The organism is Streptomyces sp. NBC_01296 (assembly GCF_035984415.1).
Taxonomy (GTDB): Bacteria; Actinomycetota; Actinomycetes; order Streptomycetales; family Streptomycetaceae; genus Streptomyces.
Window position 1 is genome coordinate 2,183,297 of record NZ_CP130720.1, and the last position, 26,555, is coordinate 2,209,851.

Below are 26,555 nucleotides of genomic sequence, written 5' to 3' on the forward strand. Positions count from 1 at the left end.
GTGTCACGCGGGACGCCCCAGCGCCGGACCGGCAGTTCGGGCGGCTCCTCCGGGAGCGCCGGCGGCACGGTCACACTGCCGAGGCCGTATCCGGTCGTGCCGGGTCCCCGGGGGTCCCGGGGTGGCGGCGGCTCCGGCGCGGCCTCCCGCCGCGGCCCCGGCAGCACGGCATGCGGGGGCGCCCCGGGCGCCGTGGCCCCCGGCGGCGGCCCCGGCTGCGCAGCGCTCCCCGGCGGCCCGGCGTGCGGCGGTGGCGCGGGTGGCAGCGAGCCCGGCGGCCCGGGCGGCGCAGGCCGTGGGGCCGGTAGGGACGGGTCCGGTGCGGAGGTCACTGCCGACGCCGAGTGGAAACGGCTCTCCAGCGTGTCCCCCGGGTCCGGGACCGGTCCCGCGTCCGGGTCCTCGTACAGCTTCTGCCACCAGTCGTCCGCGCCCTGCTGACTCATGGGCCCATTCTTGGCCCCCCACAGGGGCAGAAAACGCCGAATACGCGAAAAGGAGCCCACCGGGCCGCCGCCCGGTGGACCCCTTCTGTATCTCTCGTACGACCTACCGGATGTCGTACGCCCGCGCGACCGTCTGGGTGACGGCAGCGCCGTTCGCGTCGGTGAGCTCCACCTTCAGCGTCACCTGCCGGCCGGCCCCGGCCCCGGCGTGGTCCACGACCGCGGACCAGCGCCCGTCCCGCTCGGCGACAGCCGCCTGTGTCCAGTGCTCAGCGTCGTACGAGTACGACAGCTTCACCGATTTCAGCGCCCCCGGCACGTACCCCGCATGGCCCGTGACCCCCAGGCCGATCGTCTGGCCGTCCGCCGCCGGCAGCGTCTTCATGCCGTCCGCCGGGATCGCGATCGACGGGAACAGGATCGGGATGGACTGCGAGTACCGGGTCGGGTCCTGCTTCGAGACGAAGGTCCATGTCGTCGCCACCGCCTGCGAGCGCTGCCAGGTGCGCGCCGGCTGGCCGAACTTCTCGATCTGCTGGGTCAGTTCGTACGTCGTCTCCTCGGCCGGGACCTCGAAGACCCCCGACGGGTACCCGCTGTCGCCGATCTGCTCGCCGTTCCGCTTGAGGACGAGCCCGCCGACGTCCCCGAAGGAGCCCGGCTGCGCGAAGTGCCCCGTGTCCCCCCACATTGCGGAGGCGAAGCCGATCAGGTTGCCCTGCCGTTCGGCGGCGAGCTGCGGCCGGCCCGCGAGGTCGCGGCCGGCGACCGGGCCGACGACCCCGTCGTACCAGCTCTCGCTGCGCTTGCCGCCCTTGGCGTACGTGCGCTGCTGGTCGGTCATGAACTCGCCCCACGGGAAGCTGCTGGAGACCATGTGGTCCCAGGCGGTGTCCCCGGCGGAGTAGAACTCGGTGCGCTTGCCCGGGACGGCCACGGTGTCCAGCCCGCCGAAGTACACGGCGTTGCCGAGCGGCCGGTAGGCGCCGGTCAGATCGACGAAGTCGGCGGCGACGCCCATCGAGTGGTACGTCGACTCGGCGGAGCCGAGGTCGCGGTCGTGCACCCGGTAGGTGCGCTCGCCCTGTACCGGGCCGTTCTCGATCTGGGCCAGGTTGTAGACGTACGGGCTCTTCGCGCTGCCCTTCCAGTTCAGCGTGACCTTGCCGGCCGCGAGCTTCGCGAGCAGCGCCTTCGCCTCCGGCTGTTCGATGGTCAGCGCCGGCAGGGAGCCGCCCGCGTAGCCGGTGAAGCCGACCCAGCGGCCGGGGGCGTCGCGGTGGGCGAGGACGGCCTTGGCCCCGGCCGCCTTCGCGTTGTTCGCGACCTCGTACAGCGCGCCGTCCTCGGCCTTGACCAGCACGATCGCGCCCCCGGCGCCGGCCGCGGCGAGCTCCTGCGGGGTGCCGGAGCCCGCGTCGACGAGCGGCGCACTGCCGGTTCCGTCGAGGTTGTCGCTGCCGGTGGAGGCGGTGATCGGGTGCAGCGCAGGGCCGCCCGCGGCCTTCAGCTCGGAGAGCAGCGGGGCTGCCGCGCGCCAGTAGCTGCCGAACTCGAACTCGCCCTCGTGCGCCCGGCCTTCGACCGAGGCGTAGTAGCCGCGGATCGTCCGCCCGCCCATCGCCGTGCCGGCGTGCAGCCAGGACTCGTCCCAGTACCGGGAGAAGGCGAGGGTGGTGCTGCGGGCCTCGGTCGGCCGGTCGGTGGCGATCGAGAGCCGGGCCGCCTTGCGGGCGTCCAGCACGATCACGGTGTCCTTCTTGACCTCCGCCTGGGGACGGCTCAGGTAGGTGAGCGAGTCGTACAGCGTGGCTCCGTCACCGGCGTCGAGGGTGCCGATGAAGCTGGAGAGGAAGTACGAGCCCGGGCGCACCCGGTAGACCTGGTCCACGGCGCCGTCGTTGAAACGGCGCTCCCCCCTGGCGTCGTCGGTGCCGATGACGTCCAGGGAGGACGGTCCGGCGGCCGGCTTGCCCGCGCGGTCGATCAGCTTGACGCGCAGGGTGACGGTCTCCGGCTCCACGTACAGCGAGAAGGGGGTGGAGACGTGCACGCCGTCCGCGGTGGCGACGACGCGGCCGGTGACGTCCCCGTACTGGGAGCGCTCCAGCCGGGCCGCGGGGTCGAGGGCGAGCGGCACCTTGACGGTGGCGCCGGCCGGCACGGTCACCGTACGCCGGTCCAGGCCTGCGATCCGGCTGCGGACGGCCGAGCCGTCGTTGCCGGTGACCTTCTCGACGGCGAGGTTCAGGGTGACGGGCCGGGCGGCGCCGTTGGTGTAGGGGATCTCGACGGTCGTCCGGTCGCTGCGGTCCTGCGGCCAGTCGTACGTGCCGCCCTGCACGGCGGGGGCGCTCGTCACGGTGGTGTCGACGGCGGCCTTGACGTCGAGGCGGCCGCCGCCGGTCTGGCGTACGTCCCCGGGGACGCCGGAGTTCGCGGAGCCGACGAGGGCGGCCTTGACCTGCTGGGCCGTCCAGTCGGGGTGGCGCTGCTTGACGATGGCCGCGGCGCCCGCGACGTGCGGGGTGGCCATCGAGGTGCCGGACATGGACTGGTACGCGTACACCCCGCGCCCGCCCATGGCCGCGGCGGAGATCCCGACGCCCGGCGCGGCGATCTCGGGCTTGAGGGTGTGCTGGAGTCCGGCGGGGCCGCGGCTGGAGAAGGAGGCGGTGGTGTCGTCGCGGTCGACGGCGCCGACGGTGAGCACGCTGGGCGCGCAACCGGGCGAGGAGACCGTGTTGTTGCCCGGGCCGGAGTTGCCGGCGGCGATCACGAAGAGGGTGCCGCTGCTCTGCGCGAGCCGCTCGGCGGCCGCCGACATGGGATCGTCACAGGTCGTCCGAGAGGGGTCGCCGAGGCTCATGGAGACCACGTCGGCCTTGCTCTCGACGGCCCATTCCATACCGGCGATGATCCACGAATCGAGGCCGTAGCCCGCGTCGTTGAGGACCTTGCCGCTGAGCAGTCCGGTGCCCGGCGCGACGCCCTTCTTGGCGCCGCCGCTCTCGGCTCCGGAGCCGCCGACGGTGGAGATGGTGTGGGTGCCGTGGCCCTGGCGGTCGGCGTCGGTGTCGGAGTCGGTGAAGTTCTTCGACGCCGCGACACGGCCCTTGAGGTCGGGGTGCTCCAGATCGGTGCCGGTGTCGAGGACGGCGACCTTGGTGCCCTTGCCGTCGTACCCGGCCGCCCAGGCGGCGGTCGCGTTCACCTGCTTCGTGGAACGCTCCAGGTTCGCCCGGACTTTGCCGTCGAGCCACAGCTTCTTCAGCCCGCCGGCGGCGCGGGAGCGGGTGTCGGTGACGTCCGTCCAGAAGGAGGCGGCCCGCTGCTTGTCGGCGGCGAGGGCGACGGCGCCGATGGAGCCGAGGACGAGGGAGCGTTCGGCGCCGCGCGGGGTGGGCGGTGCGCTGCGCGCCGGGTTGACGGAGCCGTCGTAGACCGCGATGAGCGGGAGCTTCCCGGCGTGTGCGTCGTCGTAGCCCTGCCGGATCAGGCCGGTGACGTTGAACAGCTCCTGGTCGACCGTGCCGGCGGCGAGGGCCTTGACCGCGCTCTCGGGATAGACGTACAGGTCCTTGCCGCTCTGGCGGGTCTGCACGAGCGGCTGCGAGCCGTCCTCGCGCGGCATCGCGGTGGCGGCGGTCCGGCCCGCCGGGTCGGTGGACACCAGGATCCGGTCGCCGGTGACCAGCGTCACGGTGACGGGGGCCGTGGCCTGCTTTCCGGCCGCCTCGCTCCCCGCGATCGGTCTCTTCCCGGCTCCTCCGGGCGCTCCGTCGATCGGCTGCGCCGCCGACGGGCCGACGGCGGTGACGGCCAGGACGGCCGCGCCGGCCGCTCCCAGTGCCGTGCGCGATATCGGATGCATCGCTCTCCCCAGGTGAATTCCGGCCAACTGCCGCATCGCATGGCAAAGCTGCCCACAAGTGGCGTCTGACCGGCGGATGTTGGTGCTGCGGTGGCGTCACCTTGGCAGAGAGCCGGTGGGTGCGGCGATGATGTCCGCGGCGGGTTTGCGCCGTGGCCGCTTCCCGCCAGGAACGGCGTCGAGAGGGTGGGTGGACCGGTTGCTGAGTGCGATAGGCCTGGACGAGGGCCAGGAGTCGGCGTACCGCGCGCTGGTGGCGCTGGGGGCTGCGGAGATACCGGACCTGGCGCACCGGCTGGCGCTGCCGGTGCCGCAGACCGAGCGGGCGCTGCGGCACCTGGAGCGGCACGGGCTGGCGGCGCAGTCCTCCGCCCGGCCGGGGCGCTGGGTGGCGGCCCCGCCGGGGGTGGCGCTGGGGGCGCTGCTGACGCAGCAGCGGCACGAGCTGGAGCAGGCGGAGCTGGCGGCGGCGCTGCTGGCGCAGGAGTACCGGGCGGAGGCGGCCGAACCGTCGGTGCACGACCTGGTGGAGGTGGTGACGGGGGCGAGCGCGGTGGCGCACCGGTTCCACCAGCTCCAGGTGGGCGCGGTGGAGGAGGTGTGCGCTCTGGTCAGCAGCCGGCCCCAGGTGGTGACGGCGATGGACAACGAGGCGGAGGAGCAGGCCGCCGCACGGGGCGTCGAGTACCGGGTGGTCATCGAGCGGGACGTACTGACCCTGCCGACCGGCATCCGGGAGGCGTCGACGGCGCTCGCGCGGGGCGAGGGGGTCCGGGTGACGGCGCAGGTCCCGACCAGGCTGGTGATCGCGGACAGGTCGCTGGCGCTCGTGCCGCTGACGGGGCCCGGGGCGGAGCCGGCGGCGCTGGTGGTGCACGCGTCGGGGCTGCTGGAATCCCTGACGGGGCTGTTCGAGGCGGTGTGGCGGGAGGCGCTGCCGCTGCGGCTGGGGGCTGACGGGGCGGAGGTGTCCGAGGGCATCCCCGACACCACGGACCTGGAGATCCTGACGCTGCTGCTGGCCGGGATGACGGACGCGAGCGTGGCCAAGCACCTGGAGCTCGGGCTGCGGACGGTGCAGCGGCGGGTCAAGGGCCTGATGGAGCTATCCGGGGTCACGACCCGGCTCCAGTTGGGCTGGCACGCGTACGAACGGGGCTGGGTGGCCCGATAGCTGGGTGGCCCGATGGCTGGGTGGCCCGAAAGCCCCTGGTCGGTCAGGCTGAGCGCATGGATCTGCCTCAGCTGCTCCTGGTGGGGCTGGTGCTGCTGCTCGGGGTGCTCGGGGTACTGGTCCCGGGTGTTCCGGGGACCTGGCTGGTGTGGGCGGGCGTGCTGTGGTGGGCGCTGCACGAGCGCTCGGCGACGGCGTGGTCCCTGCTCGTCTCGACGACGGCGCTGCTGCTGGTGGTCCAGGTGATCGAGTGGCAGCTGCCGCCGCGACGGCTGCGCGGGCTGGGGGTCACGCGCCGGATGGCGGTGTTCGCGGGCGCGGGTGCGCTGCTCGGCTTCGTGGTGGTGCCGGTGCTGGGGGCGGCTGCGGGGTTCGTGGGGGGCATCTACCTGTGCGAGCGGCTGCGGCTGGGCACGCACGGCGAGGCCTGGGCCTCGGTGCGGGCGGTGATGCGGGCGGTGGGGACGAGCGTGCTGGTGGAGCTGCTCGCGTGCCTGATGGTGGTGGGCGCGTGGGTCGGGGCGGTCCTGGTCGACTGACGGACCGCCCATGGCGTAACCCGACAATTCCCGGACGCCGAGTCCGTTGATCATCTTGCCCACTTCTCAGGTCCCTGCTTGCCACAGTGGAAGGGACAGCAGTCCGACCAACTGTGAGAAGACCACAAGGGGATGAGTCATGAACGCTGACCACGCAGGCGTGTCCGTCACCGGGCTCGGGGCCACCACCCCGCTCGGCGGGGACGTGGAGACGACGTGGCGGGCGATGCTGCGCGGCGAGAACGGCATCGGGCCCATCGAGGAGGAGTGGGCCGCCGCGCTGCCCGTACGGATCGCGGGGCGGCTGCGGCAGGAGCCGGGTGAGGTACTGGACCGGGTACAGGCACGGCGGATGGACCGGTGCGAGCAACTGGCGCTGGTCGCCGCGCGGGAGGCGTGGGCCGGAGCCGGGCGGCCGGAGGTGGAGCCGGAGCGGCTCGCCGTGGTCATCGGGACCGGGACGGGCGGGGCGCTGACCCTGCTCGGGCAGGACGACGTACTGGAGTCCGCGGGCGTGCGGAAGGTCTCGCCGCACACCGTGCCGATGCTGATGGCGAACGGTCCGGCGGCATGGGTGAGCATCGACCTCGGTGCTCGCGGCGGCGCGCACACCCCGGTCAGCGCCTGCGCCTCGGGCGCGGAGGCGATCGCGCTGGGCCTGGACCTGATCCGCCTCGGCCGGGCCGACGTGGTGGTCGCCGGCGGCACGGAGGCCTGCATCCATCCGCTGCCGCTGGCCGGATTCGCCCAGGCCAAGGCGCACTCCACGCGCAACGACGACCCGGCGGCCGCCTCCCGGCCGTTCGACACCGGCCGGGACGGGTTCGTCATCGGGGAGGGCGCGGGCGTGGTCGTCCTGGAGCGGGCCGCATTCGCGGCGGCGCGCGGGGCCCGGGTCCACGCGACGCTGGCCGGGGCCGGGGTGACCTCCGACGCGCACCACATCACGGCAGCGCACGCGCAGGGCCAGGTACGGGCGATGCGGCTGGCGCTGGCCGCCGCCGGGCTCGCCCCCTCGGACATCGCGCACGTCCACGCACATGCCACGTCCACGCAGGCGGGGGACTTGGTGGAGGCGCGGTCGGTCACCGAGGCGGTGGGCGCACACCCGGCGGTGACGGCGACCAAGTCGATGACGGGGCACCTGTTCGGTGCCGCCGGGGCGGTCGGCGCGATAGCGGCGATCCTCGCGGTACGGGACGGGGCGATCCCGGCGACCCGCAACCTCGACGCCCTCGACCCGGGCATCGGCCTGGACGTGGTCCGGGGCTCCGCGCGGCACGGCCGGGTGCCCGCCGCGCTGGCCAACGCGTTCGGTTTCGGCGGGCACAACGCCTCGCTGGTGTTCACGGCTTAGGGCCTGTCCGGCGGGCCTGTCCGACCCTGATCCGCCGGACGGGCCCTAAGGCCATGGGCCTAGATACGGCTCGGCCGCAGGCCCGATGCGGTGTGACTGCGGTGCTGCGAGGCTGGTGGGCATGACGGAGTTCAAGGGTTTCAGCGAGGCGGAGCTGGCGTACCTCGGGTCGCAGCGGCTGGGGCGGCTGGCGACGGTGGACGCCGCCGGGCAGCCGCAGGCGAACCCGGTGGGGTTCTTCCCGCAGGAGGACGGGACGATCCTGGTCGGCGGCCTGGCGATGGGATCGACGAAGAAGTGGCGGAACCTCCAGGGCAACCCGCGGCTCGCGCTGGTGGTGGACGATCTGGTGAGCACCCGGCCGTGGCGGGTCCGCGGGATCGAGGTCCGCGGCCGCGCCACGCTGGAGGTCGGCCCGCACACGCTGGGCCCGCACTTCAGCCCGGAGGTGATCCGGATCCACCCGGAGCGGGTGCACGCGTGGGGCCTGGACGCCTGACGCCCGGCCCGAGCCCGGTCTGACGCCCGGTCTGATGCCCGACCCGGTGCCCGACCCCTGCCTGAGCAGGGGCCGGGCACCGGGCTGCGTCGGGTCAGAAGCCGCCGTTGTGCTTCGCCGCGTAATTGGCCCGGCCGACCGCCGACTTCATCCGCCAGTCCCGGCGGATCTCGGAGCGGAGCCTGGCGTCCGTCTTGGCGACGATCCGCTGGTTCTCCCGCAGCAGCTTGCGGTAGCTCTCCAGGCGCCGCTGCGGCAGTGCGCCGGTCTCGACCGCCTCGAGCACCGCGCACCCCGGCTCGGCCTCGTGCGCGCAGTCGTGGAAGCGGCAGTCGGCCGCGTACTCCTCGATCTCGGAGAAGACCTGGCCTACCCCGGCCTCGGCGTCCCACAGGCCGACGCCCCGCAGTCCCGGCGTGTCGATGAGGACGCCCCCGCCGGGCAGGGCCAGCAGGTTGCGGGTGGTCGTCGTGTGCCGGCCCTTGCCGTCCACGTCGCGCGTGGCCTGCACGTCCATGACGTCGGAGCCGAGCAGGGCGTTCGCCAGCGTGGACTTGCCCGCGCCGGAGATGCCGAGCAGCACGCTCGTACCGCCCGCGACGACGGCCGCCAGGACGTCCGTACCCTCCCCCGTGTGGGAGGAGACGGTGAGGACGTCGACGCCGGGCGCCGTGGTCTCCACGTCCTGGACCAGGTGCGCGAGCGTCACCGGGTCCGGTACGAGGTCCGCCTTGGTCAGGACGACCAGCGGCTGTGCGCCGGACTCCCAGGCGAGGGCCAGGAAGCGCTCGATACGACCCAGGTCGAGCTCGACGGCCAGCGAGACCGCGATGATCGCGTGGTCGACGTTGGCGGCCAGGATCTGCCCCTCGGAACGCTGCGAGGAGGTGGAGCGTACGAAGGCGGTCCGGCGCGGCAGGTACGTCTTCACGTACCGGGGGTTGCCGGCCCCTTCGACGAGAGCCCAGTCACCGGTGCAGATGACGCGGAGCGGGTCGTGCGGGGTGACGAAGGCGGTGTCGGCGCGGACGATGCCGTCCGCGGTCATCACGTCGCACTGGCCGCGGTCCACCCGGACCACGCGGCCGGGCACCAGGCCCTGGTCGATGTACGGGGCGAACTCGGCCTCCCACGCCTCGTCCCAGCCGAGGGGGGTGAGGGCGTGCGCGTACGAAGAAGACGGAAACGAAGGAGAAGAAGAGAAAGACAAGGGGAACCCTTCACAGGGTGGCCCCGGCAGCGCGCGCCCAGCGGCGCGCGAAGAGGTGTGAGGTCAGCCGGAGACCACGGAAGTGACATTGATGGTCTTCTGGGTGCGGTTCGCGCCCTGCGTGACGACAGTCCTCAATGAACTCACCTCCGGGTCTTGCACGTGCCGGCAGTTCCGGGCCGATCGGCGGGAACACGTTCACCGTAGCAAGTGCGCTCAGACGCCCGCCAATTCTTTTCCGGGCCCTAGCCTGGGCGCATGACTCCCCGACTCGACCTGATCGGCCTGGTCGTCTCCGACATGGCCGCCTCGCTCGCCTTCTACCGCCGCCTGGGCCTGGACATCCCGGCCGGGGCGGAGGAAGAGCCGCACGTGGAGGCCGTCCTCCCCGGCGGGCTCCGGATCGCCTGGGACACGGAGGACGTCGTCCGCTCCTTCGATCCCTCCTGGACCCGTCCCGCCGGGGACAGTCGGCGGGACCTGGCGTTCCTGTGCGACTCCCCCGCAGAGGTGGACGCGGTGTACGCCGAGCTGACGGACGCCGGGTACAAGGGCCACCTGGAGCCCTGGGACGCCTTCTGGGGACAGCGCTACGCCGTCGTGCTCGACCCGGACGGCTGCGGCGTCTCGCTGTTCGCCCCGGCCGAAGCCCCCGCCGGGGCGTAGGCAGGGGGCCGGCCGCACCTCGTGGCGCCGCGCCCCGTGCCCGGCGTGCAGGCCCCGGCCGGTCCGGTGGTCAGTGTTTGCGCAGGCGGGAGGAGTAGTCCTCCGGCGGCAGGAAGTTCGACCAGCGCTCCGGGAACTCGGACGGCATCCCGGCGTCGCCCTCGTCGTCGTCCTCCGACTCGCCCTCCGCCAGCGCCCGCCAGGCGGCGGCCCGCGCGACCAGCTGCGCGGCCTCCGCCTCCCGGGCCCGCTCGTTCGCCTCGCGGGCCGCGGCGGTGGCCACGGACGGCCAGACGCGGTCGATGGCGGCGTTCACGGCCGCGCCGACCAGGACGGCGAAGGCCGACACGCCGATCCACAGCAGGACGGCGACCGGCGCGGCCAGCGATCCGTAGATGGTCGGGCCCTCGACGGTGTTGGTCAGGTAGATCCGCAGCAGGAACGAGCCCAGCACCCACATGGCGAGCGCCACCAGCGCGCCCGGCACGTCCTCGATCCACGGGGAGCGCACGGGCACGGACACGTGGTACAGCGTGGTCAGGAAGGCGATGGACAGCAGGGTGACCGTCGGCCAGTACAGCACCGCGATCACTTCCGTGCTCCAGGGCACCCAGCGCACGACGGCGTCCGGCCCGGCCACCATCAGCGGCAGCACGATCGCGCCGATCACCAGGGCGATCACGTAGAGCAGGAAGGCCAGCAGCCGGGTCTTGACGATGCCGCGCTGGCCGTCGAGCCCGTACATCACGGTGATGGTGTCGATGAAGACGTTGACGGCCCGCGAGCCCGACCAGAGGGCGAAGGCGAAGCCGAGGGAGATCAGGTCCGGGCGGCCGGCTTTGGTGACGTCGTCGAGCATCGGTTTCGCGATGTCGCTGACGCCCCGGTCGGAGAGCACGGTGCCGACCGCGTTGAGGATGTTCTCCTCGATGGAGGCCACGAAGGTGCCGCCCGTCCAGCCGTCCACGTACCCGAGCAGGCCGAGCAGGCCGAGGAACAGCGGCGGCAGCGAGAGCAGCGTGAAGAACGCCGCTTCGGCCGCCAGGCCGAGGATCCGGTACTCGATGCACGAATTGACGGTGTCTTTCAGGAGCAGCCACGCCATCTTGCGCTTGGAGACGTTGCGGTAGAGGGCGCGGGCCCGATGGAGCCGCCCGGGGACCCGCTCGGGTGTTTCTTTTGCTGGCTGCACGTCCTTACGGTATCCGCATGGCAGCCACCACCCACACCGTCACCAACCAGCCCCCTCCCCTGGTGGGCTACGACGTCTACGGCACCGACCGGGCCCTTCGCGAGGGCGTGGAGCGGCACCTGACGGCCTCGGCGCCCGAACTCCTCGGCGAAGTGCGGGAGGAGCTCTCGGAACTCGGGCGGGCCGCGGGCTCGGCGCAGGCCCAGCGGTGGGGCGCGCTGGCGAACGAGAACCCCCCGAAACTACGTACGCACGACCGGTACGGCCACCGGATCGACGAGGTGGAGTTCCACCCGGCCTGGCACCGGCTGCTCGGCCACGCGGTGGGCGCCGGCCTCACCGATGCGTGGGGGCGGCCGGCCGGGCACCTGCGCCGCGCGGCCGGGTTCTTCGTGTGGTCGCAGGCCGAGGCGGGGCACGGCTGTCCGGTCTCGATGACCCATGCGGCCGTACCGGCGCTGCGGACGGACCCGGAGCTGGCCGCCGAGTGGGAGCCGCGGCTGACCTCGCACGTGTACGAGGAGGGGCTGCGGCCGGCCGCGCAGAAGGGCGGGGTGCTGTTCGGCATGGGGATGACGGAGAAGCAGGGCGGCAGCGACGTACGGGCGAACACGACGGCGGCGAAGCCGCTGGACGCGGCGGGCGAGTACCTGCTGACGGGGCACAAGTGGTTCTGCTCGGCGCCGATGTCGGACGGGTTCCTGGTGCTGGCGCAGGCGTCCCCCTCCGGGAAGGAAGGCCTGACCTGCTTCCTGGTGCCGCGGGTGCTGGAGGACGGCACGCGCAACGTGTTCGCGATCCAACGGCTGAAGGACAAGCTCGGCAACCGGTCGAACGCGTCGGGCGAGGTGGAGTTCGACGGGACGTGGGCGCGGCGGGTCGGCGAGGAGGGGCGGGGGGTGCGGACCATCATCGGGATGGTCGCGGCGACCCGGCTGGACTGCGTGCTGGGCTCGGCCGCGCAGATGCGGCAGGCGCTGACGCAGGCCGTGCACCATACGGAGCACCGCTCTGCTTTCGGAGCACGGCTCATCGAGCAGCCGCTGATGCGCAACGTGCTGGCCGACCTCGCCCTGGAGTCCGAGGCGGCCACCATCCTCGGGCTGCGCCTCGCGGCCGCCTACGACGCCGGGACGGAGCAAGAGCGGGCCTTCCTGCGCATCGCGGTGCCCGCCGCGAAGTACTGGGTGACCAAGCGCTGTACGCCGATGGTGGCGGAGGCACTGGAGTGCCTGGGCGGCAACGGCTACGTCGAGGAGTCCGGGCTGCCGCGGCTGCTGCGCGAGTCCCCGCTGAACTCGATCTGGGAGGGCTCGGGCAACGTACAGGCCCTGGACGTGCTGCGGGCCCTGCAGCGGGAGCCGCAGGCGCTGAACGCGTTCCTCCAGGAGGTGGGGCTGGCGCGCGGCGCCGACCACCGGCTGGATTCGGCCATCAAGGGGCTGCTGACGGAGCTCGCGGACCTGGAGGGCATCGAGGCGCGGGCGCGCCGGGTGGTGGAGCGCATCGCCCTGGTGCTCCAGGGATCGCTGCTGGTGCGCTGGGCGCCGCCGGAGGTGGCGGACGCGTTCTGCGCCTCGCGCCTGGGCGGCGACGGGGGTGCGGCCTTCGGCACGCTGCCGCACAGCCTGAATCTGGGTGCGCTGGTCGAACGGGCGCGGATCGCGGGCTAGGTTCCGGGCCCTGTCCCCAAACAGGTCCGAGCCGGGATCCGGACCCGTTGACCGGGAGCAGGGGTGGCGCCGCGCCGACTCGGCACCACCCCTGATCCGAAAGCCCCGAGGAGGAGCTGGCACGCCGCGAGGCGACGTCCGGACAGTTTCGGTCGGGTGACCGGGACTTGGCGAGAGTTGCATACCGTTGCAACCCTCTGAGTCGGAACCGTCCGCCGTGCGTGCCCGGGGAAGCGGCACGCACGGACCGCCCGGGCGGATTCCCTTGTACGTCCTGTTCCACACGGGGAGGTTCCGGTGGCCTACACCGCAGGCAGCACGGTCGATGTGGCACGCATCTCGGCCATGGACGCACGGGAGGCCGCGCGTCTGCTCAAGGGGGTGCGGGCGGCCGCGCTCGCCGGGGACCGGCCGCCCGCCGAGCCCCGCCCGGAGATCGCCGAGTCCTGGCGGCGGATGCTGGCCTGCGGGGTGCACCCGGACCGGGACGCGCGCGCGCGGATGCTGTCGACGGCCGAGACCGAGGAGCGGCGGCAGGTCTCGCCGCTGCGGGAGATCCTGCCGGTGCTGCGCGAGGGGCTGCTGCCGGCGCTGGACACGGCGCTGCACATCATGGTCGTCGCCGACGCGGAGGGGCGGCTGCTGTGGCGGGAGGGGGCCGCGTCGATCCTGCGCAACGCGGACCGGCTGGGGTTCTCGGTGGGCGCCGACTGGGGCGAGGCGGTGGTCGGCACCAACGGGGTGGGCACCGCGCTGGTGGCCCGGCAGCCCGTCCAGGTGTTCTCGGCGGAGCACTTCGTCTCCAGCCACCACGACTGGACCTGCGCGGGGGCCCCGGTGCGGGACCCGCGGGACGGGCAGCTGCTGGGCGTGGTGGACGTCAGCGGGCCGCTGGCCACCATGCACCCGGCCACGCTGGCGTGGGTGAGCTCGGTGGCCCGGCTCGCGGAGCGGGAGCTGCGGATCCGGCACCTGGAGTCGCTGGAGCGGCTGCGGGCGGTCGCGGCGCCGCTGCTGGCCCGGCTGCCCGGGCAGGCCGTCGTGGTGGACCCGCAGGGCTGGACGGCGGCGGTGACGGGCCTGGCCCCGGCGGACCGGATCCCGCTCCCGAAGGGGTTCGGGCCGGGCCGGGTGTGGGTGCCGCAGCTCGGGGACTGCGTGGTGGAGCCGCTGCCGGGCGGCTGGCTGCTGCGCATCGCCGAGGAGCCGGGCACGGCGATGGCGGCGAGCCGCGTCGTCCTGGACCTGAGCCGGCCCCGCACGTGGTCGGCGACGGTGTACGGGGCCGCCGGGAGCTGGTCCCAGGAGCTGAGCCCGCGCCATGCGGAGCTGCTGTTCCTGCTGGCGGAGAGCCCGCGGGGGCGGTCCGCGGCGGAGCTGTCGGCGGAGCTGTTCGGGGACCCGACGCGTACCGTGACGGTCCGGGCCGAGCTGTCGCGGGTCCGGCGGCACCTGGGCGGGGTGCTGACCCACCGCCCGTACCGCTTCGCGGACGACGTGGAAGTGGAGCTGATCCGGCCGCAGGACCCGGCGGCGCTGCTGCCGCACTCCACGGCACCGGCGGTGATCAAGGCCCGCCTGGGCCGTACGGAGCCGGCCGTGATTCCCTGACCTGCATGAGCACCATCACACTCACCACTTGGTCCCTGGAAATGGCCTCCCCGCAGGACCTGGTCCGGGCGGCCGTCCCAGGGCCTGAGATCCAGGTCCGGCGGGCGGAGGTCCCCTCGCCCGAGTTCAGCCGCTTCCTCTACGCCTCGGTCGGCGGCGACATCCACTGGACGGACCGGCTCTCGCTGACCCGCGCCCAGTGGGTGGAGCAGCTGGGCCGTCCCGGCGTGGAGACCTGGGTGGCGTACGACCGCGGGACGCCGGCCGGGTACGTGGAGCTCGACCCGCAGGAGGACGGCGTGGTGGAGATCATGTACTTCGGGCTGCTCCCGGACTTCCGGGGGCGCCGGATCGGGGGGCACCTGCTGACGCTGGGCGTCGAGGCGGCCTGGTCGCTGGCCGAGCGCTGGCCGGAGCGCGGGGCGACGACGCGGGTGTGGCTCCACACCTGCAGCCAGGACGGCCCGACGGCGATGGACAACTACCTCCGCCGCGGCTTCAAGGTCTTCCGTACGGAGACGGAGGACAAGGAGTCCGCCCCCACCCCGGGCCCCTGGCCGGGGGCGTAGGAGCCCTCGTACGGCATCCAGGCCGCGGGGCAGGGCCCGTCCCGTGCTCCGCGGCCTGGCTGCGGGACCGCGGGGGCGGGGCGTGCGCATGCTGGACGCCCGTCGAACAGGCGAGGCGCATGAGCCGCCCGGCGGTTGTCCCGGTCGCGCCACTGGCACAGCCTCCTCGGGGCCTGGTCACGGCCCTGGTCGGGGCCGCTGACTCGCTCGGACGTCACCTCCAGGCCCCTCATGCCGGGGCTCGACGCTCTCGAGCGCCTCCGCGCCTCCGGCGGCAGGGACTCGATGCCGCGTCGATCGAGACGTCGAACCCGCTCCGGCCGGTCGCCCCGGGACGCCCCGGCCGTCGGCCCCCGGTGCCACCCCGAGCGAGGGCCGTGGCCAGCAGGGCGGCGGGTAGCGTGGGCGGGGTCCGGGTCCGCCACGGCCGCATTCCGCACCCCGTATGACGTGACCCCCGTCACGCGATCTCGAAGTGCGAGACAAGTACGTCCGAATAATGGACAGTAGTGGACTCCTCCAATCGGCACATGACACGCTTCCGCCATGAATGGAGCTGGGATTGCCTTGGTGAGTCGGCGGCACGTCGACCTCGGCCGCATGTCCAGCGCCATCTGTCCGGCGAGCTGACGGAACCAGCCACCGCCGCACATCGCCGTCGTCCCCGCCGCTGCGGACGCGTCGACCCCCGAAGCACCTGCATGCCCCCTGAAGGCAGAAGACCGCCCTGACCTCCGGAAACCCCGGCACTGGGCGGCTGTCGGCCGCACCTGCTCAGCGGCAGGGCCGATGACAGGGGCTCGCCGCCGCTCCCCCTACCTTGCATTGACGCCGCCGAAGAAGGATGTACCGCCATGGCCGCCACCCCCGAAACGCCCGCCGCCGCGCGCCGAAAGACCGGCCGTCACCGCGGTGAGGGTCAGTGGGCCGTTGGACACCACACCCCCCTCAACGGCAACGAGCAGTTCAAGAAGGACGACGACGGTCTCAACGTGCGGACACGCATTGAGACGATCTACTCCAAGACGGGCTTCGACTCGATCGACCCCAACGACCTGCGCGGCCGCATGCGCTGGTGGGGTCTGTACACCCAGCGCAAGCCCGGGATCGACGGCGGCAAGACCGCGATCCTGGAGCCGGAGGAGCTGGACGACAAGTACTTCATGCTGCGCGTCCGCATCGACGGCGGCCGGCTGACCACCGAGCAGCTCCGCGTCATCGGCGAGATCTCGCAGGAGTTCGCGCGCGGCACCGCCGACCTCACCGACCGCCAGAACGTGCAGTACCACTGGATCCGGATCGAGGACGTCCCGGAGATCTGGCGCCGCCTCGAGGCCGTCGGCCTGTCGACCACCGAGGCCTGCGGTGACACGCCCCGCGTCATCCTCGGCTCGCCCGTCGCCGGCATCGCCCAGGACGAGATCATCGACGGCACGCCCGCCATCGACGAGATCTACCGCCGCATCGTGGGCAACCCGGACTTCTCCAACCTGCCCCGCAAGTTCAAGTCCGCGGTCTCCGGCTCGCCGCTGCTCGACGTGGCGCACGAGATCAACGACATCGCGTTCGTCGGCGTGAACCACCCCGAGCACGGCCCCGGCTTCGACGTCTGGGTCGGCGGCGGCCTCTCGACCAACCCCAAGCTGGGCGTGCGCCTGGGCACCTGGGTCTCCCTCGACGAGGTCCCGGACGTCTACGAGGGCGTCATCTCGATCTTCCGCGACTACGGCTACCGCCGCCTGCGCACCCGCGCCCGGCTGAAGTTCCTCGTCGCCGACTGGGGCCCGGCCAAGTTCCGCCAGGTCCTGGAGGACGAGTACCTGAAGCGGGGGCTCACCGACGGCCCCGCACCCGAGCAGCCGAGCGGCCAGTGGCGCGACCACGTCGGCGTCCACCGGCAGCAGGACGGCAAGTTCTACGTCGGCTTCGCGCCCCGCGTCGGCCGCGTCGACGGCGCCACCCTCACCAAGATCGCGGACGTCGCCGAGCAGCACGGCTCCGGCCGGCTGCGCACCACCGCCGAGCAGAAGATGATCGTCCTCGACATCGAGGCGGACCGGGTCGACTCCGTCGTGGAGGCCCTGGAGGCGCTGGACCTGCGGGTCAAGCCGTCCCCGTTCCGCCGCGGCACGATGGCCTGCACCGGCATCGAGTTCTGCAAGCTGGCCATCGTCGAGACGAAGGCGCGCGGCGCCTCGCTGATCGACGAGCTGGAGCGCCGCCTGCCCGAGTTCGCCGAGCCGCTCACCATCAACATCAACGGCTGCCCGAACGCCTGCGCCCGTATCCAGGTGGCGGACATCGGTCTCAAGGGCCAGCTGGTCCTGGACGACGACGGCAACCAGGTGGAGGGCTACCAGGTCCACCTGGGCGGCGCCCTCGGCCTGGAGGCCGGCTTCGGCCGCAAGGTCCGCGGTCTCAAGGTCACCTCGGCCGGTCTGCCCGACTACGTCGAGCGGGTCGTCACGCGCTTCCAGGAGCAGCGCGGGGACGGCGAGCGCTTCGCCGCCTGGGTGACCCGTGCGAAGGACGAGGACCTCTCGTGAGCGAGCGCGCGGCCCCGTTCTACTGCCCGTACTGCGGCGACGAGGACCTGTTTCCGAACGAGACGGGTCACGGCGCGTGGGAATGCAGGGCCTGCAACCGAGCCTTCCAGCTGAAGTACCTCGGGCTGCTGGCCCGGGGTGTTCAGTCCAACACCACTGGAGGGGACGAGATATGACGACGAGTCAGACAGTGGACCAGGCGGCGGGGCCGCGCGATCTCAAGGGGCTGGCCGAGCAGGCGGGCCGCGACCTCGAGGACGCCTCCCCGCTGGAGATCCTCGCGTGGGCGGCCGAGACCTTCGGCAAGAAGTTCGCCGTGACCTCCTCCATGGAGGACGCGGTGGTCGCCCACCTGGCCTCCCGCGCCTTCCCCGGCGTGGACGTGGTCTTCCTGGACACGGGCTACCACTTCGAGGAGACCATCGGCACCCGCGACGCGGTCGAGGCCGTGATGGACGTCAACGTCATCACCCTCACCCCGCGGCAGACGGTGGCCGAGCAGGACGCGCAGTACGGCCCGAAGCTGCACGACCGCGACCCCGACCTGTGCTGCGCACTGCGCAAGGTCAAGCCGCTGGAAGAGGGCCTGACCGCGTACGAGGCCTGGGCGACGGGCCTGCGCCGCGACGAGTCCCCGACCCGGGCGAACACCCCGGTGGTCGGTTGGGACGAGAAGCGGCAGAAGGTCAAGGTCTCCCCGATCGCCCGCTGGACCCAGGACGACGTGGACGCCTACGTCGCGGAGCACGGGGTGCTGACCAACCCGCTGCTGATGGACGGCTACGCCTCGGTCGGCTGCGCCCCCTGCACCCGCCGCGTGGCGCAGGGCGAGGACGCACGGGCCGGCCGCTGGGCCGGGCGGGCCAAGACCGAGTGCGGACTGCACGGCTGATGACCGACCTCGAAGCATCGACTTTCACAGAACCGACGGAGACGAGAACGATGAGCGTGAGCGACCAGGGCGCCACCGTGTGGCTGACCGGGCTGCCGAGCGCGGGCAAGACCACCATCGCCTACGCGCTGGCCGAGCGGCTGCGCGCCGAGGGCCACCGCGTGGAGGTCCTCGACGGCGACGAGATCCGCGAGTTCCTCTCCGCCGGCCTCGGCTTCACCCGCGAGGACCGCCACACCAACGTGCAGCGGATCGGCTTCGTCGCCGAACTCCTCGCGAGCAACGGCGTGAAGGCGCTCGTGCCGGTGATCGCGCCGTTCGCGGACAGCCGCGAGGCCGTCCGCAAGCGGCACGCGGCGGTCGCGACGAACTACCTCGAAGTGCACGTGGCCACCCCGGTGGAGGTCTGCTCCGAGCGTGACGTGAAGGGCCTGTACGCCAAGCAGGCGGCGGGCGAGATCTCCGGTCTGACCGGCGTCGACGACCCGTACGAGGCGCCGGAGTCCCCGGACCTCCGCATCGAGTCGCACACGCAGACCGTGCAGGAGTCGGCTTCGGCCCTGCACGCGCTGCTCACCGAGAGGGGTCTGGCATGACCGCCACCGTCGCACACGTCCACGAAGGGACGGACGCGCCCTACGCGCTGTCGCACCTCGACGCCCTCGAATCGGAGGCCGTGCACATCTTCCGTGAGGTGGCGGGCGAGTTCGAGAAGCCGGTGATCCTTTTCTCCGGCGGCAAGGACTCCATCGTGATGCTGCACCTGGCGCTGAAGGCGTTCGCGCCGGCGCCGGTGCCGTTCACGCTGCTGCACGTGGACACCGGGCACAACTTCCCCGAGGTCCTCGACTACCGCGACCGGGCCGTGGCGCAGCACAACCTGCGCCTGCACGTGGCCTCCGTCCAGGAGTACATCGACGCCGGCAAGCTGCGCGAGCGTCCCGACGGGGTCCGCAACCCGCTGCAGACCGTCCCCCTCACGGAGGCGATCCAGCAGCTCAAGTTCGACGCCGTGTTCGGCGGCGGCCGCCGTGACGAGGAGAAGGCCCGCGCCAAGGAGCGCGTCTTCTCCCTGCGCGACGAGTTCTCCCAGTGGGACCCGCGCCGCCAGCGCCCCGAGCTGTGGCAGCTCTACAACGGCCGCCACGCCCCGGGCGAGCACGTGCGCGTGTTCCCGCTGTCCAACTGGACCGAGCTGGACGTGTGGCAGTACATCGCCCGCGAGGGCATCGAGCTGCCGGAGATCTACTTCGCGCACGAGCGCGAGGTCTTCCAGCGCAACGGCATGTGGCTGACGGCCGGCGAGTGGGGCGGCCCGAAGGAGGGCGAGACGCCGCAGAAGCGCCTCATCCGCTACCGCACCGTCGGTGACATGTCCTGCACCGGTGCCGTCGACTCCGACGCCACCACGCTGGACGCCGTGATCACCGAGATCGCCGCCTCCCGGCTGACCGAGCGGGGTGCGACCCGCGCCGACGACAAGATGTCCGAGGCCGCGATGGAAGACCGCAAGCGCGAAGGGTACTTCTAGAAATGACCTCCACCACCGAGCAGTTCGCCGACGTTTCGGCGACCACGCTGCTGCGCTTCGCGACCGCCGGCTCCGTCGACGACGGCAAGTCCACGCTGGTCGGACGACTGCTGCACGACTCCAAGTCGGTCCTGACGGACCAGCTGGAGGCCGTCGAGGCCGTGTCCGCCCAGCGCGGCCAGGACACCCCCGACCTGGCGCTGCTGACCGACGGCCTGCGGGCCGAGCGGGAGCAGGGCATCACCATCGACGTCGCGTACCGCTACTTCGCCACCGCGCGCCGCCGGTTCATCCTCGCCGACACCCCGGGGCACGTGCAGTACACCCGGAACATGGTCACCGGCGCCTCCACCGCCGACCTGGCCGTGGTCCTGGTCGACGCCCGCAACGGCGTGATCGAGCAGACCCGCCGGCACGCCGCCGTCGCGGCCCTGCTGCGCGTCCCGCACGTGGTGCTGGCCGTCAACAAGATGGACCTGGTGGACTACGAGGAGTCGGTCTTCGCCTCGATCGCCGAGGAGTTCACCGCGTACGCCTCGGACCTGGGCGTCCCGGAGATCACCGCGATCCCGATCTCGGCGCTCGCCGGGGACAACGTGGTCGAGCCCTCCGCCCACATGGACTGGTACGGCGGACCGACCGTGCTGGAGCACCTGGAGACCGTCCCGGTCAGCCACGACCTCACCACCTGCCCGGCGCGTTTCCCGGTGCAGTACGTGATCCGCCCGCAGACCGCCGAGCACCCCGACTACCGCGGCTACGCGGGCCAGATCGCCTCCGGTGTGCTGCGCGTCGGCGAGCCGGTCACGGTCCTGCCGTCGGGCCGCACCTCGGTCATCGCCGGGATCGACGCGCTCGGCGAGAGCGTGGACATCGCCTGGGCGCCGCAGTCGGTGACGGTGCGTCTGGCGGACGACATCGACATCTCGCGCGGCGATCTGATCGCGCCGTCCGCGAACCCGCCGGCCACCACGCAGGACGTCGTCGCCACGGTCTGCCACGTCGCGGACCAGCCGCTGGCCGTCGGCGCGCGGGTGCTGCTCAAGCACACCACGCGCACGGTCAAGGCGATCGTCAAGGAGATCCCCTCGCGGCTGACCCTGGACGACCTGTCCCAGCACCCGAACCCCGGGCAGCTGGTGGCCAACGACATCGGCCGCGTCGTCGTACGGACCGCCGAGCCGCTCGCGCTCGACGCGTACGCCGACTCGCGCCGTACCGGGTCCTTCCTGCTGATCGACCCGGCCGACGGAACCACCCTGGCGGCGGGCATGGCCGGCGAGTCCTTCGCCTCCCAGGCCCGCACCACCGTCCAGGCGGATGACGAAGGCTGGGACTTCTAACCCATGCTCTGCGACATCTACTCGACCTTCGCCAAGGAGGGCGGCCGCGTAGGCAGCGGCCGCCTCGGCAGCGGACAGGGAGGAGTGGCGCGATGTGCGCGATGACGTACGCGCACTGCATGCGCGCCCTCACCCTCCACGAACTGCGTTACCTGTCCTTGCTCCACAGACGAAGACGTGCGTCATGAGATGACGCAACGAGAGGAAGCCCTCCCGTGCCTGCCACCGGTACCACCCGCACCGTGTTCTCCCCGTCCGGCCTGCGCCGCAGCGTTGTCGCCGCCGCCCTGCCGCTCCTGATCGGCGCGCTCGCCTCCTGCGGATACGGCTCCCAGGCCGAGAAGCCCGCCGGCGCGGACGCCAAGAAGGCCGGCGCGGCCGCCGACGGAGCGAAGCTCTCGGCCTCCGAGGTCCGTATCGGGTACTTCCCGAACCTGACGCACGCGACCGCGCTGGTCGGCATCCAGGAAGGCCTGATCGCCAAGGAGCTCGGCTCCACCGCGATCAAGCCGCAGACGTTCAACGCCGGCCCGTCCGAGATCGAGGCCCTCAACGGGGGCTCTCTCGACATCGGCTTCATCGGCCCCTCGCCGTCGATCAACGGCTACGTGAAGTCCAAGAGCACCAACCTGCGGATCGTCTCCGGTTCCGCGTCCGGCGGCGTGAAGCTCGTCGTGAACCCGGACAAGATCAAGACCCTGGACGACATCAAGGGCAAGAAGATCGCCACCCCGCAGAAGGGGAACACGCAGGACGTCGCGTTCCTCAACTGGATCGGCGAGAAGGGCTGGAAGGTCGACCCGGAGTCCGGCAAGGGTGACGTCTCCGTCGTCCGTACGGACAACAAGGTGACCCCGGACGCCTTCAAACAGGGTTCGATCGACGGCGCCTGGGTGCCGGAGCCGACCGCCTCCAAGCTGGTCGCCGACGGCGGCTCCGTCCTCCTCGACGAGACCGACCTGTGGCCCGACAAGAAGTTCGTGATCACGAACGTCATCGTGTCGCAGAAGTTCCTCAAGGAGCACCCGGACGTCGTCGAGGCCGTACTGCGCGGCACGGTGAAGACCAACGACTGGATCAACGCCAACCCCGACAAGGCGAAGGCCTCCGCCAACGCGGCGCTCAAGACGCTCAGCGGCAAGGAGCTCGAGCCCTCGGTCATCGACCCGGCGTGGAAGAGCATCCTCGTCACCGACGACCCGCTGGCGTCCACGCTGAAGACCGAGTCCGACTGGGCGGTCAAGGCCAAGCTCATCGAGCAGCCCGACCTCGCCGGCGTCTACGACCTGACGCTCCTGAACAAGGTCCTCAAGGCCGCCGGCAAGCCCGAGGTCTCCGACGCCGGTCTCGGCGTCAAGTAAGCCCGTCCGTACGAACCCCAGGAGGTGACGACCATGGCCACCACACTCGCCAAGGCTGCCGAGGGCACGGTAGCGGAGCAGACGCACGCCGCCCGGATCGAGCACGTCTCGAAGTCCTTCCCCGGTCCGGCCGGATCGCAGCTCGTCCTGGACGACATCAGCCTCGATGTCGCGCCCGGCGAGTTCGTCACCATCCTGGGAGCCTCCGGGTGCGGGAAGTCCACCCTGCTCAACCTGGTCGCCGGACTCGACAAGCCCAGCGCGGGCACCATCGAGACCGCCGGACGGCCCGCCCTGATGTTCCAGGAGCACGCCCTCTTCCCCTGGCTCACCGCGGGCAAGAACATCGAACTCGCCCTGCGCCTGCGCGGGGTGGCCAAGGCCGACCGCAAGCCCGAGGCCGAGCGGCTGCTGGAACTGGTCCGCCTCGGCGGCGCCTACGGCAAGCGGGTCCACGAACTGTCCGGCGGCATGCGCCAGCGCGTCGCCCTGGCCCGCGCCCTCGCCCAGGACAGCCGGCTCCTGCTGATGGACGAGCCCTTCGCGGCCCTGGACGCCATCACCCGCGACGTGCTGCACGGCGAGCTCACCCGCATCTGGGCCGAGACCGACGTCTCCGTCCTCTTCGTCACCCACAACGTGCGCGAGGCCGTCCGCCTCGCCCAGCGCGTGGTCCTGCTCTCCTCACGGCCCGGCCGCATCGCCAAGGAATGGACCGTGGACATCCCGCAGCCGCGCCGCATCGAGGACGCGGACGTCGCGGAACTGTCCGTCGAAATCACTGAACACCTGCGTGGGGAGATCCGCCGCCATGGCCAGCACTGACACCACCCCGAAGGCCGCGGCGGGCGCCAGGAGCGACGACCTGGCCGGCCTGGAAGCCGGCCTGGACGCGCTCGACGCGGTCCAGACCCACCGCACCCCCGCCCGCGAGGTCCTCGTCAAGAAGATCCTGCCGCCGGTCATCGCCGTCGGCCTGGTCCTGCTGGTGTGGCAGATCCTCGTCGCGGCGAAGGTCACCGACGAGACGAAGCTGCCCGCGCTGTCCGCGGTCTGGGACAGCCTGTCCCAGATGTGGCTCAAGGGCACCCTGCTCGAGGTCATCTGGACCAGCGTCTCCCGCGGCCTGCTCGGCTTCCTGCTCGCCCTGGCCATCGGCACCCCGCTCGGCCTGATCGTCGCCCGCGTCACATTCGTCCGCGCCGCGATCGGCCCCATCCTCCAAGGCCTGCAGTCCCTGCCCTCCGTCGCCTGGGTACCCCCGGCCGTCCTCTGGTTCGGCCTCAACGACGCCATGATGTACACGGTCATCCTCCTCGGAGCCGTCCCCTCCATCGCCAACGGCCTCGTCTCCGGCATCGACCAGATCCCCCCGCTCTACCTGCGCGCCGGCCGCACCCTCGGCGCCACCGGCCTCCAGGGCGCCCGCCACGTCGTCATGCCCGCCGCCCTCCCCGGCTACCTCGCCGGCCTCAAGCAAGGCTGGGCCTTCTCCTGGCGCTCCCTCATGGCCGCCGAGATCATCGCCAGCTCCCCCGACCTCGGCCTCGGCCTCGGCCAACTCCTCGAAAACGGCCGCAACAACATCGACCTCCCCGGCGTGTTCCTCGCAATCATCCTCATCCTCGTCGTCGGCATCGCCATCGACCTGCTGATCTTCAGCCCCGTCGAACGGTGGGTACTGCGCAGCCGCGGCCTGCTGGTGAAGGGCTGACCGGCATGCCCCCCGTCCTGCTGGTCATAGCCCACGGCAGCCGCGACCCGCGGCACGCGGCGACCGTGCACGCCCTCACCCGGCGGGTGCGGGCGCTGCGGCCCGGGCTGCGGGTGGAGACGGCGTTCCTGGACTTCGACACCCCGACGGTGGCGCAGGTGACCTGCGCCCTGTACCGGTCCGGCGTACGGGAGGTCGTGGCCCTCCCGCTGCTCCTGACCCGGGCGTTCCATGCGAAGTCCGACATACCCGCGGTGCTGGCCGAGGCCACGTCCCACTTGCCGGACCTCTCCGTCCGCATCGCGGACGTCCTCGGCCCGTCCCCGCTGCTGGTCGGCGCCCTGGAGCGCCGCCTCGCGGAAGCGGGTCTCACCCCGGCGGACCGCGCCACCACCGGTGTGGTGCTCGCGTCCGCCGGTTCCTCCGACCCGGAGGCGATCGCAGTGATCGCTGAAATCGCGCGGGAGTGGCGGCACACCGGTTGGTGCGCCGTGCGGCCTGCGTTCGCCTCCGCTGCTCTGCCCCGTACGGAGGACGCCGTACGGGCCCTGCACGCCGAGGGCGTCCGCCGGGTGGCGGTGGCCCCGTACGTCATCGCCCCCGGGCGCCTGCCGGACCGTATCGCGGCGGGCGCGGAAGCCGCCGGGGCGGATCTGGTGTCCGGCGTGCTCGGCGCGGCCCCCGAACTGGCCCGCCTGCTCCTGCGCCGCTACGACACGGCGCAGCGCAGCGTGCCGCTCCTCGCCGCGGCCTGATTCTCGTTCGAGCGAACCAAGGGCTCGGTCCAGTGGATCATGGGTAGTCCAGCCGCGAGGTTCCGTGCATCACACAACGGGATCGATCGTCCTGGCCGCCCCTGGAGGGCAGATGTCCATGTCACGCCGTACGCGCAGCTTCCTCACCACGTCCGCCGCCGCCCTGATCCTGTCCGTCGCGGGGGCGGGTCTCACCGCCCCCGCGAACGCCGCACCCGCGAGCGCAGCGAGCGCCGGGCGGGAGGCCCGCGCGGCGGCGTTCTTCAACGCCAGTGGGGTCTGGACCATCTTCCAGACCAACGCCACCGTGCGGATCGACGTGCGACAGGACGCCGCGGGGAACCTCTTCGGAACCACGTCGTCCGGAGGCACCGTGGGGACCCTGCAGGAGGGCGCCGTCACCGGGAACGACATCTACTTCATCGTCCAGTGGAACCACGGGCCCAGGGGCCGGTACACCGGCACCCGCGGCGCGGACGGCCGGCTCTCCGGCCTCACGGTCGACCTGAACAACCCGTCCAGCCAGTCCTCCTGGCGCAGCGACCGCACGTTCTGACGCACTCCGTCCGCCGCCCGGCCTACGCCCTGGTCGCCGCCTCGTCGGCCAGGGCCGTCAGGTCCTCGATGGACATGGCGCCCGGTGGGAGGCCTTCGCGGGCGAAGATGTTCGCCGCGTGGCGCAGGGTGTCGTTCACCGGGGTCGGGATCCCGTGCAGGCGCCCCAGCAGGGTGATCTCGCCGTTCAGGTAGTCCGCCTCGATCGAGCCCGTGCCGCGCCGCAGCGACTGCCAGGACGAGCCGCCCCGCATGCTCCCCCCGGCCGGCTGGTCGACCTTGCCGTCACGGGCCGCCGACTGCTCCGCGTCCGAGGCGTACGCGATCCCGGCCGCCTCGAGCGCCGCCCGGCCCTCACGCTGCGCCCGCTGCAGCAGCGCCGCCTTCGCCGGGTCGGGCTCCGGCCCGGTCGTCGCCTGGATCGCGTTGCCCAGGTTGCCCAGCAGCTTCGCGTGCTTCCACCGCATCACGTCCTCGACGACCGGTGCCTCGAAGCCGGACTTCTCCAGGTCGGCCGCGATCCGCCGGGCCCGCGCATCCGCGCCCCCGGCGGCCAGTCCGATGTGCAGGATGCCCGTCAGCGGCGCGCACAGCGCGGACACCGCCCCCGGTTCCAGGAACGTGGCGGGCAGCCATACGCAGACCCCGTACACGCGCGCGAAGCGGCGCAGCGCCAGCCGCTCGCTCTCCACCCCGTTCTGCGCGCACAGCACCGGCAGCCGCTGCGCCGCCGTGCCGCCGCCCGCCACCTCCGCGTCGCCCCACGCATCGAGCGCGGTGATCGCGTCCTGGGTCTTCACGGTCAGCAGCAGTACGTCGTCCGGCCGCAGTTCACCCAGCTCCGCCGGGCCCGAGACCACGGGGATCCGGTGCACCCGGGCCCCGTCCGCCGTCGTGAGCCGCAGCCCGTCCGCCGCGAGGGACTCCGCGTGCGCGCCGCGCGCGACGAGCACGACCTCCGCGCCCGCTTCCGCCAGCCGTCCGCCGATGGTCGCGCCGATCGCACCGGCGCCGATGATGATGTAACGCATGGCCAGGAGCCTGGCAC

General features: G+C 72.5%; 24 protein-coding genes. 20 read left to right on the plus strand and 4 right to left on the minus strand.

Annotation, left to right across the window (positions count from 1 at the left end; translation table 11 throughout):
• Nucleotides 1-549: 549 nt before the first annotated feature.
• The gene (locus tag OG299_RS10110; RefSeq protein WP_327361288.1) at nucleotides 550-4,320 is read right to left on the minus strand and encodes a S8 family peptidase; all 3,771 of its coding nucleotides are present in this window, start codon (nucleotides 4,318-4,320) and stop codon (nucleotides 550-552) included.
• 199 nt (nucleotides 4,321-4,519) lie between these two features.
• Between OG299_RS10110 and OG299_RS10115 the strand changes: the two genes are divergently transcribed.
• The 4 genes from OG299_RS10115 to OG299_RS10130 all read left to right on the plus strand — a co-directional run bounded on the left by OG299_RS10115 (nucleotide 4,520) and on the right by OG299_RS10130 (nucleotide 7,889).
• Complete coding sequence (locus OG299_RS10115) at nucleotides 4,520-5,494, plus strand: helix-turn-helix domain-containing protein (protein WP_266634390.1); 975 nt, start codon at nucleotides 4,520-4,522, stop codon at nucleotides 5,492-5,494.
• 56 nt (nucleotides 5,495-5,550) lie between these two features.
• Nucleotides 5,551-6,033 (plus strand): DUF456 domain-containing protein, encoded by a 483-nt coding sequence (locus OG299_RS10120; RefSeq protein WP_327361289.1) that lies wholly within the window; start codon nucleotides 5,551-5,553, stop codon nucleotides 6,031-6,033.
• A gap of 139 nt (nucleotides 6,034-6,172) precedes the next feature.
• Nucleotides 6,173-7,390 (plus strand): beta-ketoacyl-[acyl-carrier-protein] synthase family protein, encoded by a 1,218-nt coding sequence (locus OG299_RS10125; RefSeq protein ID WP_266634386.1) that lies wholly within the window; start codon nucleotides 6,173-6,175, stop codon nucleotides 7,388-7,390.
• Between the two features lie 121 nt (nucleotides 7,391-7,511).
• Nucleotides 7,512-7,889, plus strand: coding sequence for a PPOX class F420-dependent oxidoreductase (locus OG299_RS10130; protein WP_266634384.1), 378 nt, complete (start codon nucleotides 7,512-7,514; stop codon nucleotides 7,887-7,889).
• Nucleotides 7,890-7,983: 94 nt separating this feature from the next.
• Here OG299_RS10130 and rsgA read toward each other — a convergent pair whose 3' ends face one another.
• The gene (gene rsgA / locus OG299_RS10135; RefSeq protein WP_327361290.1) at nucleotides 7,984-9,099 is read right to left on the minus strand and encodes a ribosome small subunit-dependent GTPase A; all 1,116 of its coding nucleotides are present in this window, start codon (nucleotides 9,097-9,099) and stop codon (nucleotides 7,984-7,986) included.
• A 258-nt stretch (nucleotides 9,100-9,357) separates the two neighbouring features.
• On the opposite strand from rsgA, the gene OG299_RS10140 reads away from it, so the two are divergent.
• Nucleotides 9,358-9,765 carry a VOC family protein gene (locus OG299_RS10140; RefSeq protein ID WP_266634380.1) on the plus strand — a complete coding sequence of 136 codons (408 nt, stop codon included), beginning with the start codon at nucleotides 9,358-9,360 and terminating at the stop codon, nucleotides 9,763-9,765.
• 70 nt (nucleotides 9,766-9,835) lie between these two features.
• Here OG299_RS10140 and OG299_RS10145 read toward each other — a convergent pair whose 3' ends face one another.
• The gene (locus OG299_RS10145; RefSeq protein ID WP_266634378.1) at nucleotides 9,836-10,957 is read right to left on the minus strand and encodes a YihY/virulence factor BrkB family protein; all 1,122 of its coding nucleotides are present in this window, start codon (nucleotides 10,955-10,957) and stop codon (nucleotides 9,836-9,838) included.
• Nucleotides 10,958-10,974: 17 nt separating this feature from the next.
• Between OG299_RS10145 and OG299_RS10150 the strand changes: the two genes are divergently transcribed.
• The 15 genes from OG299_RS10150 (at nucleotide 10,975) to OG299_RS10220 (ending at nucleotide 25,508) form a co-directional block, all read left to right on the plus strand.
• Nucleotides 10,975-12,630, plus strand: a complete 1,656-nt coding sequence (locus OG299_RS10150) for an acyl-CoA dehydrogenase family protein (RefSeq protein WP_327361291.1) — start codon at nucleotides 10,975-10,977, stop codon at nucleotides 12,628-12,630.
• A 345-nt stretch (nucleotides 12,631-12,975) separates the two neighbouring features.
• Nucleotides 12,976-14,241 (plus strand): GAF domain-containing protein, encoded by a 1,266-nt coding sequence (locus tag OG299_RS10155; protein ID WP_327364493.1) that lies wholly within the window; start codon nucleotides 12,976-12,978, stop codon nucleotides 14,239-14,241.
• A gap of 5 nt (nucleotides 14,242-14,246) precedes the next feature.
• On the plus strand, nucleotides 14,247-14,810 hold the full coding sequence (locus tag OG299_RS10160; RefSeq protein ID WP_266634374.1) for a GNAT family N-acetyltransferase: 564 nt from the start codon (nucleotides 14,247-14,249) through the stop codon (nucleotides 14,808-14,810).
• Nucleotides 14,811-15,356: 546 nt separating this feature from the next.
• Entirely contained in the window at nucleotides 15,357-15,440 is an 84-nt protein-coding gene (locus OG299_RS10165) for a putative leader peptide (protein ID WP_309550570.1), read from the plus strand.
• 224 nt (nucleotides 15,441-15,664) lie between these two features.
• Complete coding sequence (locus tag OG299_RS10170) at nucleotides 15,665-17,356, plus strand: nitrite/sulfite reductase (protein ID WP_327361292.1); 1,692 nt, start codon at nucleotides 15,665-15,667, stop codon at nucleotides 17,354-17,356.
• Entirely contained in the window at nucleotides 17,353-17,532 is a 180-nt protein-coding gene (locus tag OG299_RS10175) for a hypothetical protein (RefSeq protein ID WP_266634370.1), read from the plus strand. Before OG299_RS10170 ends, OG299_RS10175 begins: the two co-directional genes overlap by 4 nt.
• Nucleotides 17,529-18,248 (plus strand): phosphoadenylyl-sulfate reductase, encoded by a 720-nt coding sequence (locus tag OG299_RS10180; RefSeq protein ID WP_327361293.1) that lies wholly within the window; start codon nucleotides 17,529-17,531, stop codon nucleotides 18,246-18,248. Before OG299_RS10175 ends, OG299_RS10180 begins: the two co-directional genes overlap by 4 nt.
• 50 nt (nucleotides 18,249-18,298) lie before the next feature.
• Nucleotides 18,299-18,844, plus strand: coding sequence for an adenylyl-sulfate kinase (gene cysC / locus OG299_RS10185; protein WP_266634366.1), 546 nt, complete (start codon nucleotides 18,299-18,301; stop codon nucleotides 18,842-18,844).
• The gene (cysD, locus tag OG299_RS10190) at nucleotides 18,841-19,779 is read left to right on the plus strand and encodes a sulfate adenylyltransferase subunit CysD (protein WP_266634364.1); all 939 of its coding nucleotides are present in this window, start codon (nucleotides 18,841-18,843) and stop codon (nucleotides 19,777-19,779) included. The genes cysC and cysD overlap by 4 nt, the downstream gene beginning before the upstream one ends.
• A gap of 2 nt (nucleotides 19,780-19,781) precedes the next feature.
• Complete coding sequence (locus OG299_RS10195) at nucleotides 19,782-21,122, plus strand: sulfate adenylyltransferase subunit 1 (RefSeq protein ID WP_266634362.1); 1,341 nt, start codon at nucleotides 19,782-19,784, stop codon at nucleotides 21,120-21,122.
• Nucleotides 21,123-21,337: 215 nt separating this feature from the next.
• Complete coding sequence (locus OG299_RS10200) at nucleotides 21,338-22,483, plus strand: aliphatic sulfonate ABC transporter substrate-binding protein (RefSeq protein ID WP_442817501.1); 1,146 nt, start codon at nucleotides 21,338-21,340, stop codon at nucleotides 22,481-22,483.
• A 33-nt stretch (nucleotides 22,484-22,516) separates the two neighbouring features.
• Nucleotides 22,517-23,308 (plus strand): ABC transporter ATP-binding protein, encoded by a 792-nt coding sequence (locus tag OG299_RS10205; RefSeq protein ID WP_327361294.1) that lies wholly within the window; start codon nucleotides 22,517-22,519, stop codon nucleotides 23,306-23,308.
• The gene (locus tag OG299_RS10210) at nucleotides 23,295-24,197 is read left to right on the plus strand and encodes an ABC transporter permease (RefSeq protein ID WP_327361295.1); all 903 of its coding nucleotides are present in this window, start codon (nucleotides 23,295-23,297) and stop codon (nucleotides 24,195-24,197) included. The genes OG299_RS10205 and OG299_RS10210 overlap by 14 nt, the downstream gene beginning before the upstream one ends.
• A 5-nt stretch (nucleotides 24,198-24,202) precedes the next feature.
• Nucleotides 24,203-24,952, plus strand: coding sequence for a sirohydrochlorin chelatase (locus OG299_RS10215; RefSeq protein WP_327361296.1), 750 nt, complete (start codon nucleotides 24,203-24,205; stop codon nucleotides 24,950-24,952).
• Nucleotides 24,953-25,064: 112 nt separating this feature from the next.
• Nucleotides 25,065-25,508, plus strand: coding sequence for a hypothetical protein (locus OG299_RS10220; protein WP_327361297.1), 444 nt, complete (start codon nucleotides 25,065-25,067; stop codon nucleotides 25,506-25,508).
• A 22-nt stretch (nucleotides 25,509-25,530) separates the two neighbouring features.
• Here OG299_RS10220 and OG299_RS10225 read toward each other — a convergent pair whose 3' ends face one another.
• Entirely contained in the window at nucleotides 25,531-26,538 is a 1,008-nt protein-coding gene (locus OG299_RS10225) for a ketopantoate reductase family protein (protein WP_266634352.1), read from the minus strand.
• Nucleotides 26,539-26,555 lie beyond the last annotated feature (17 nt).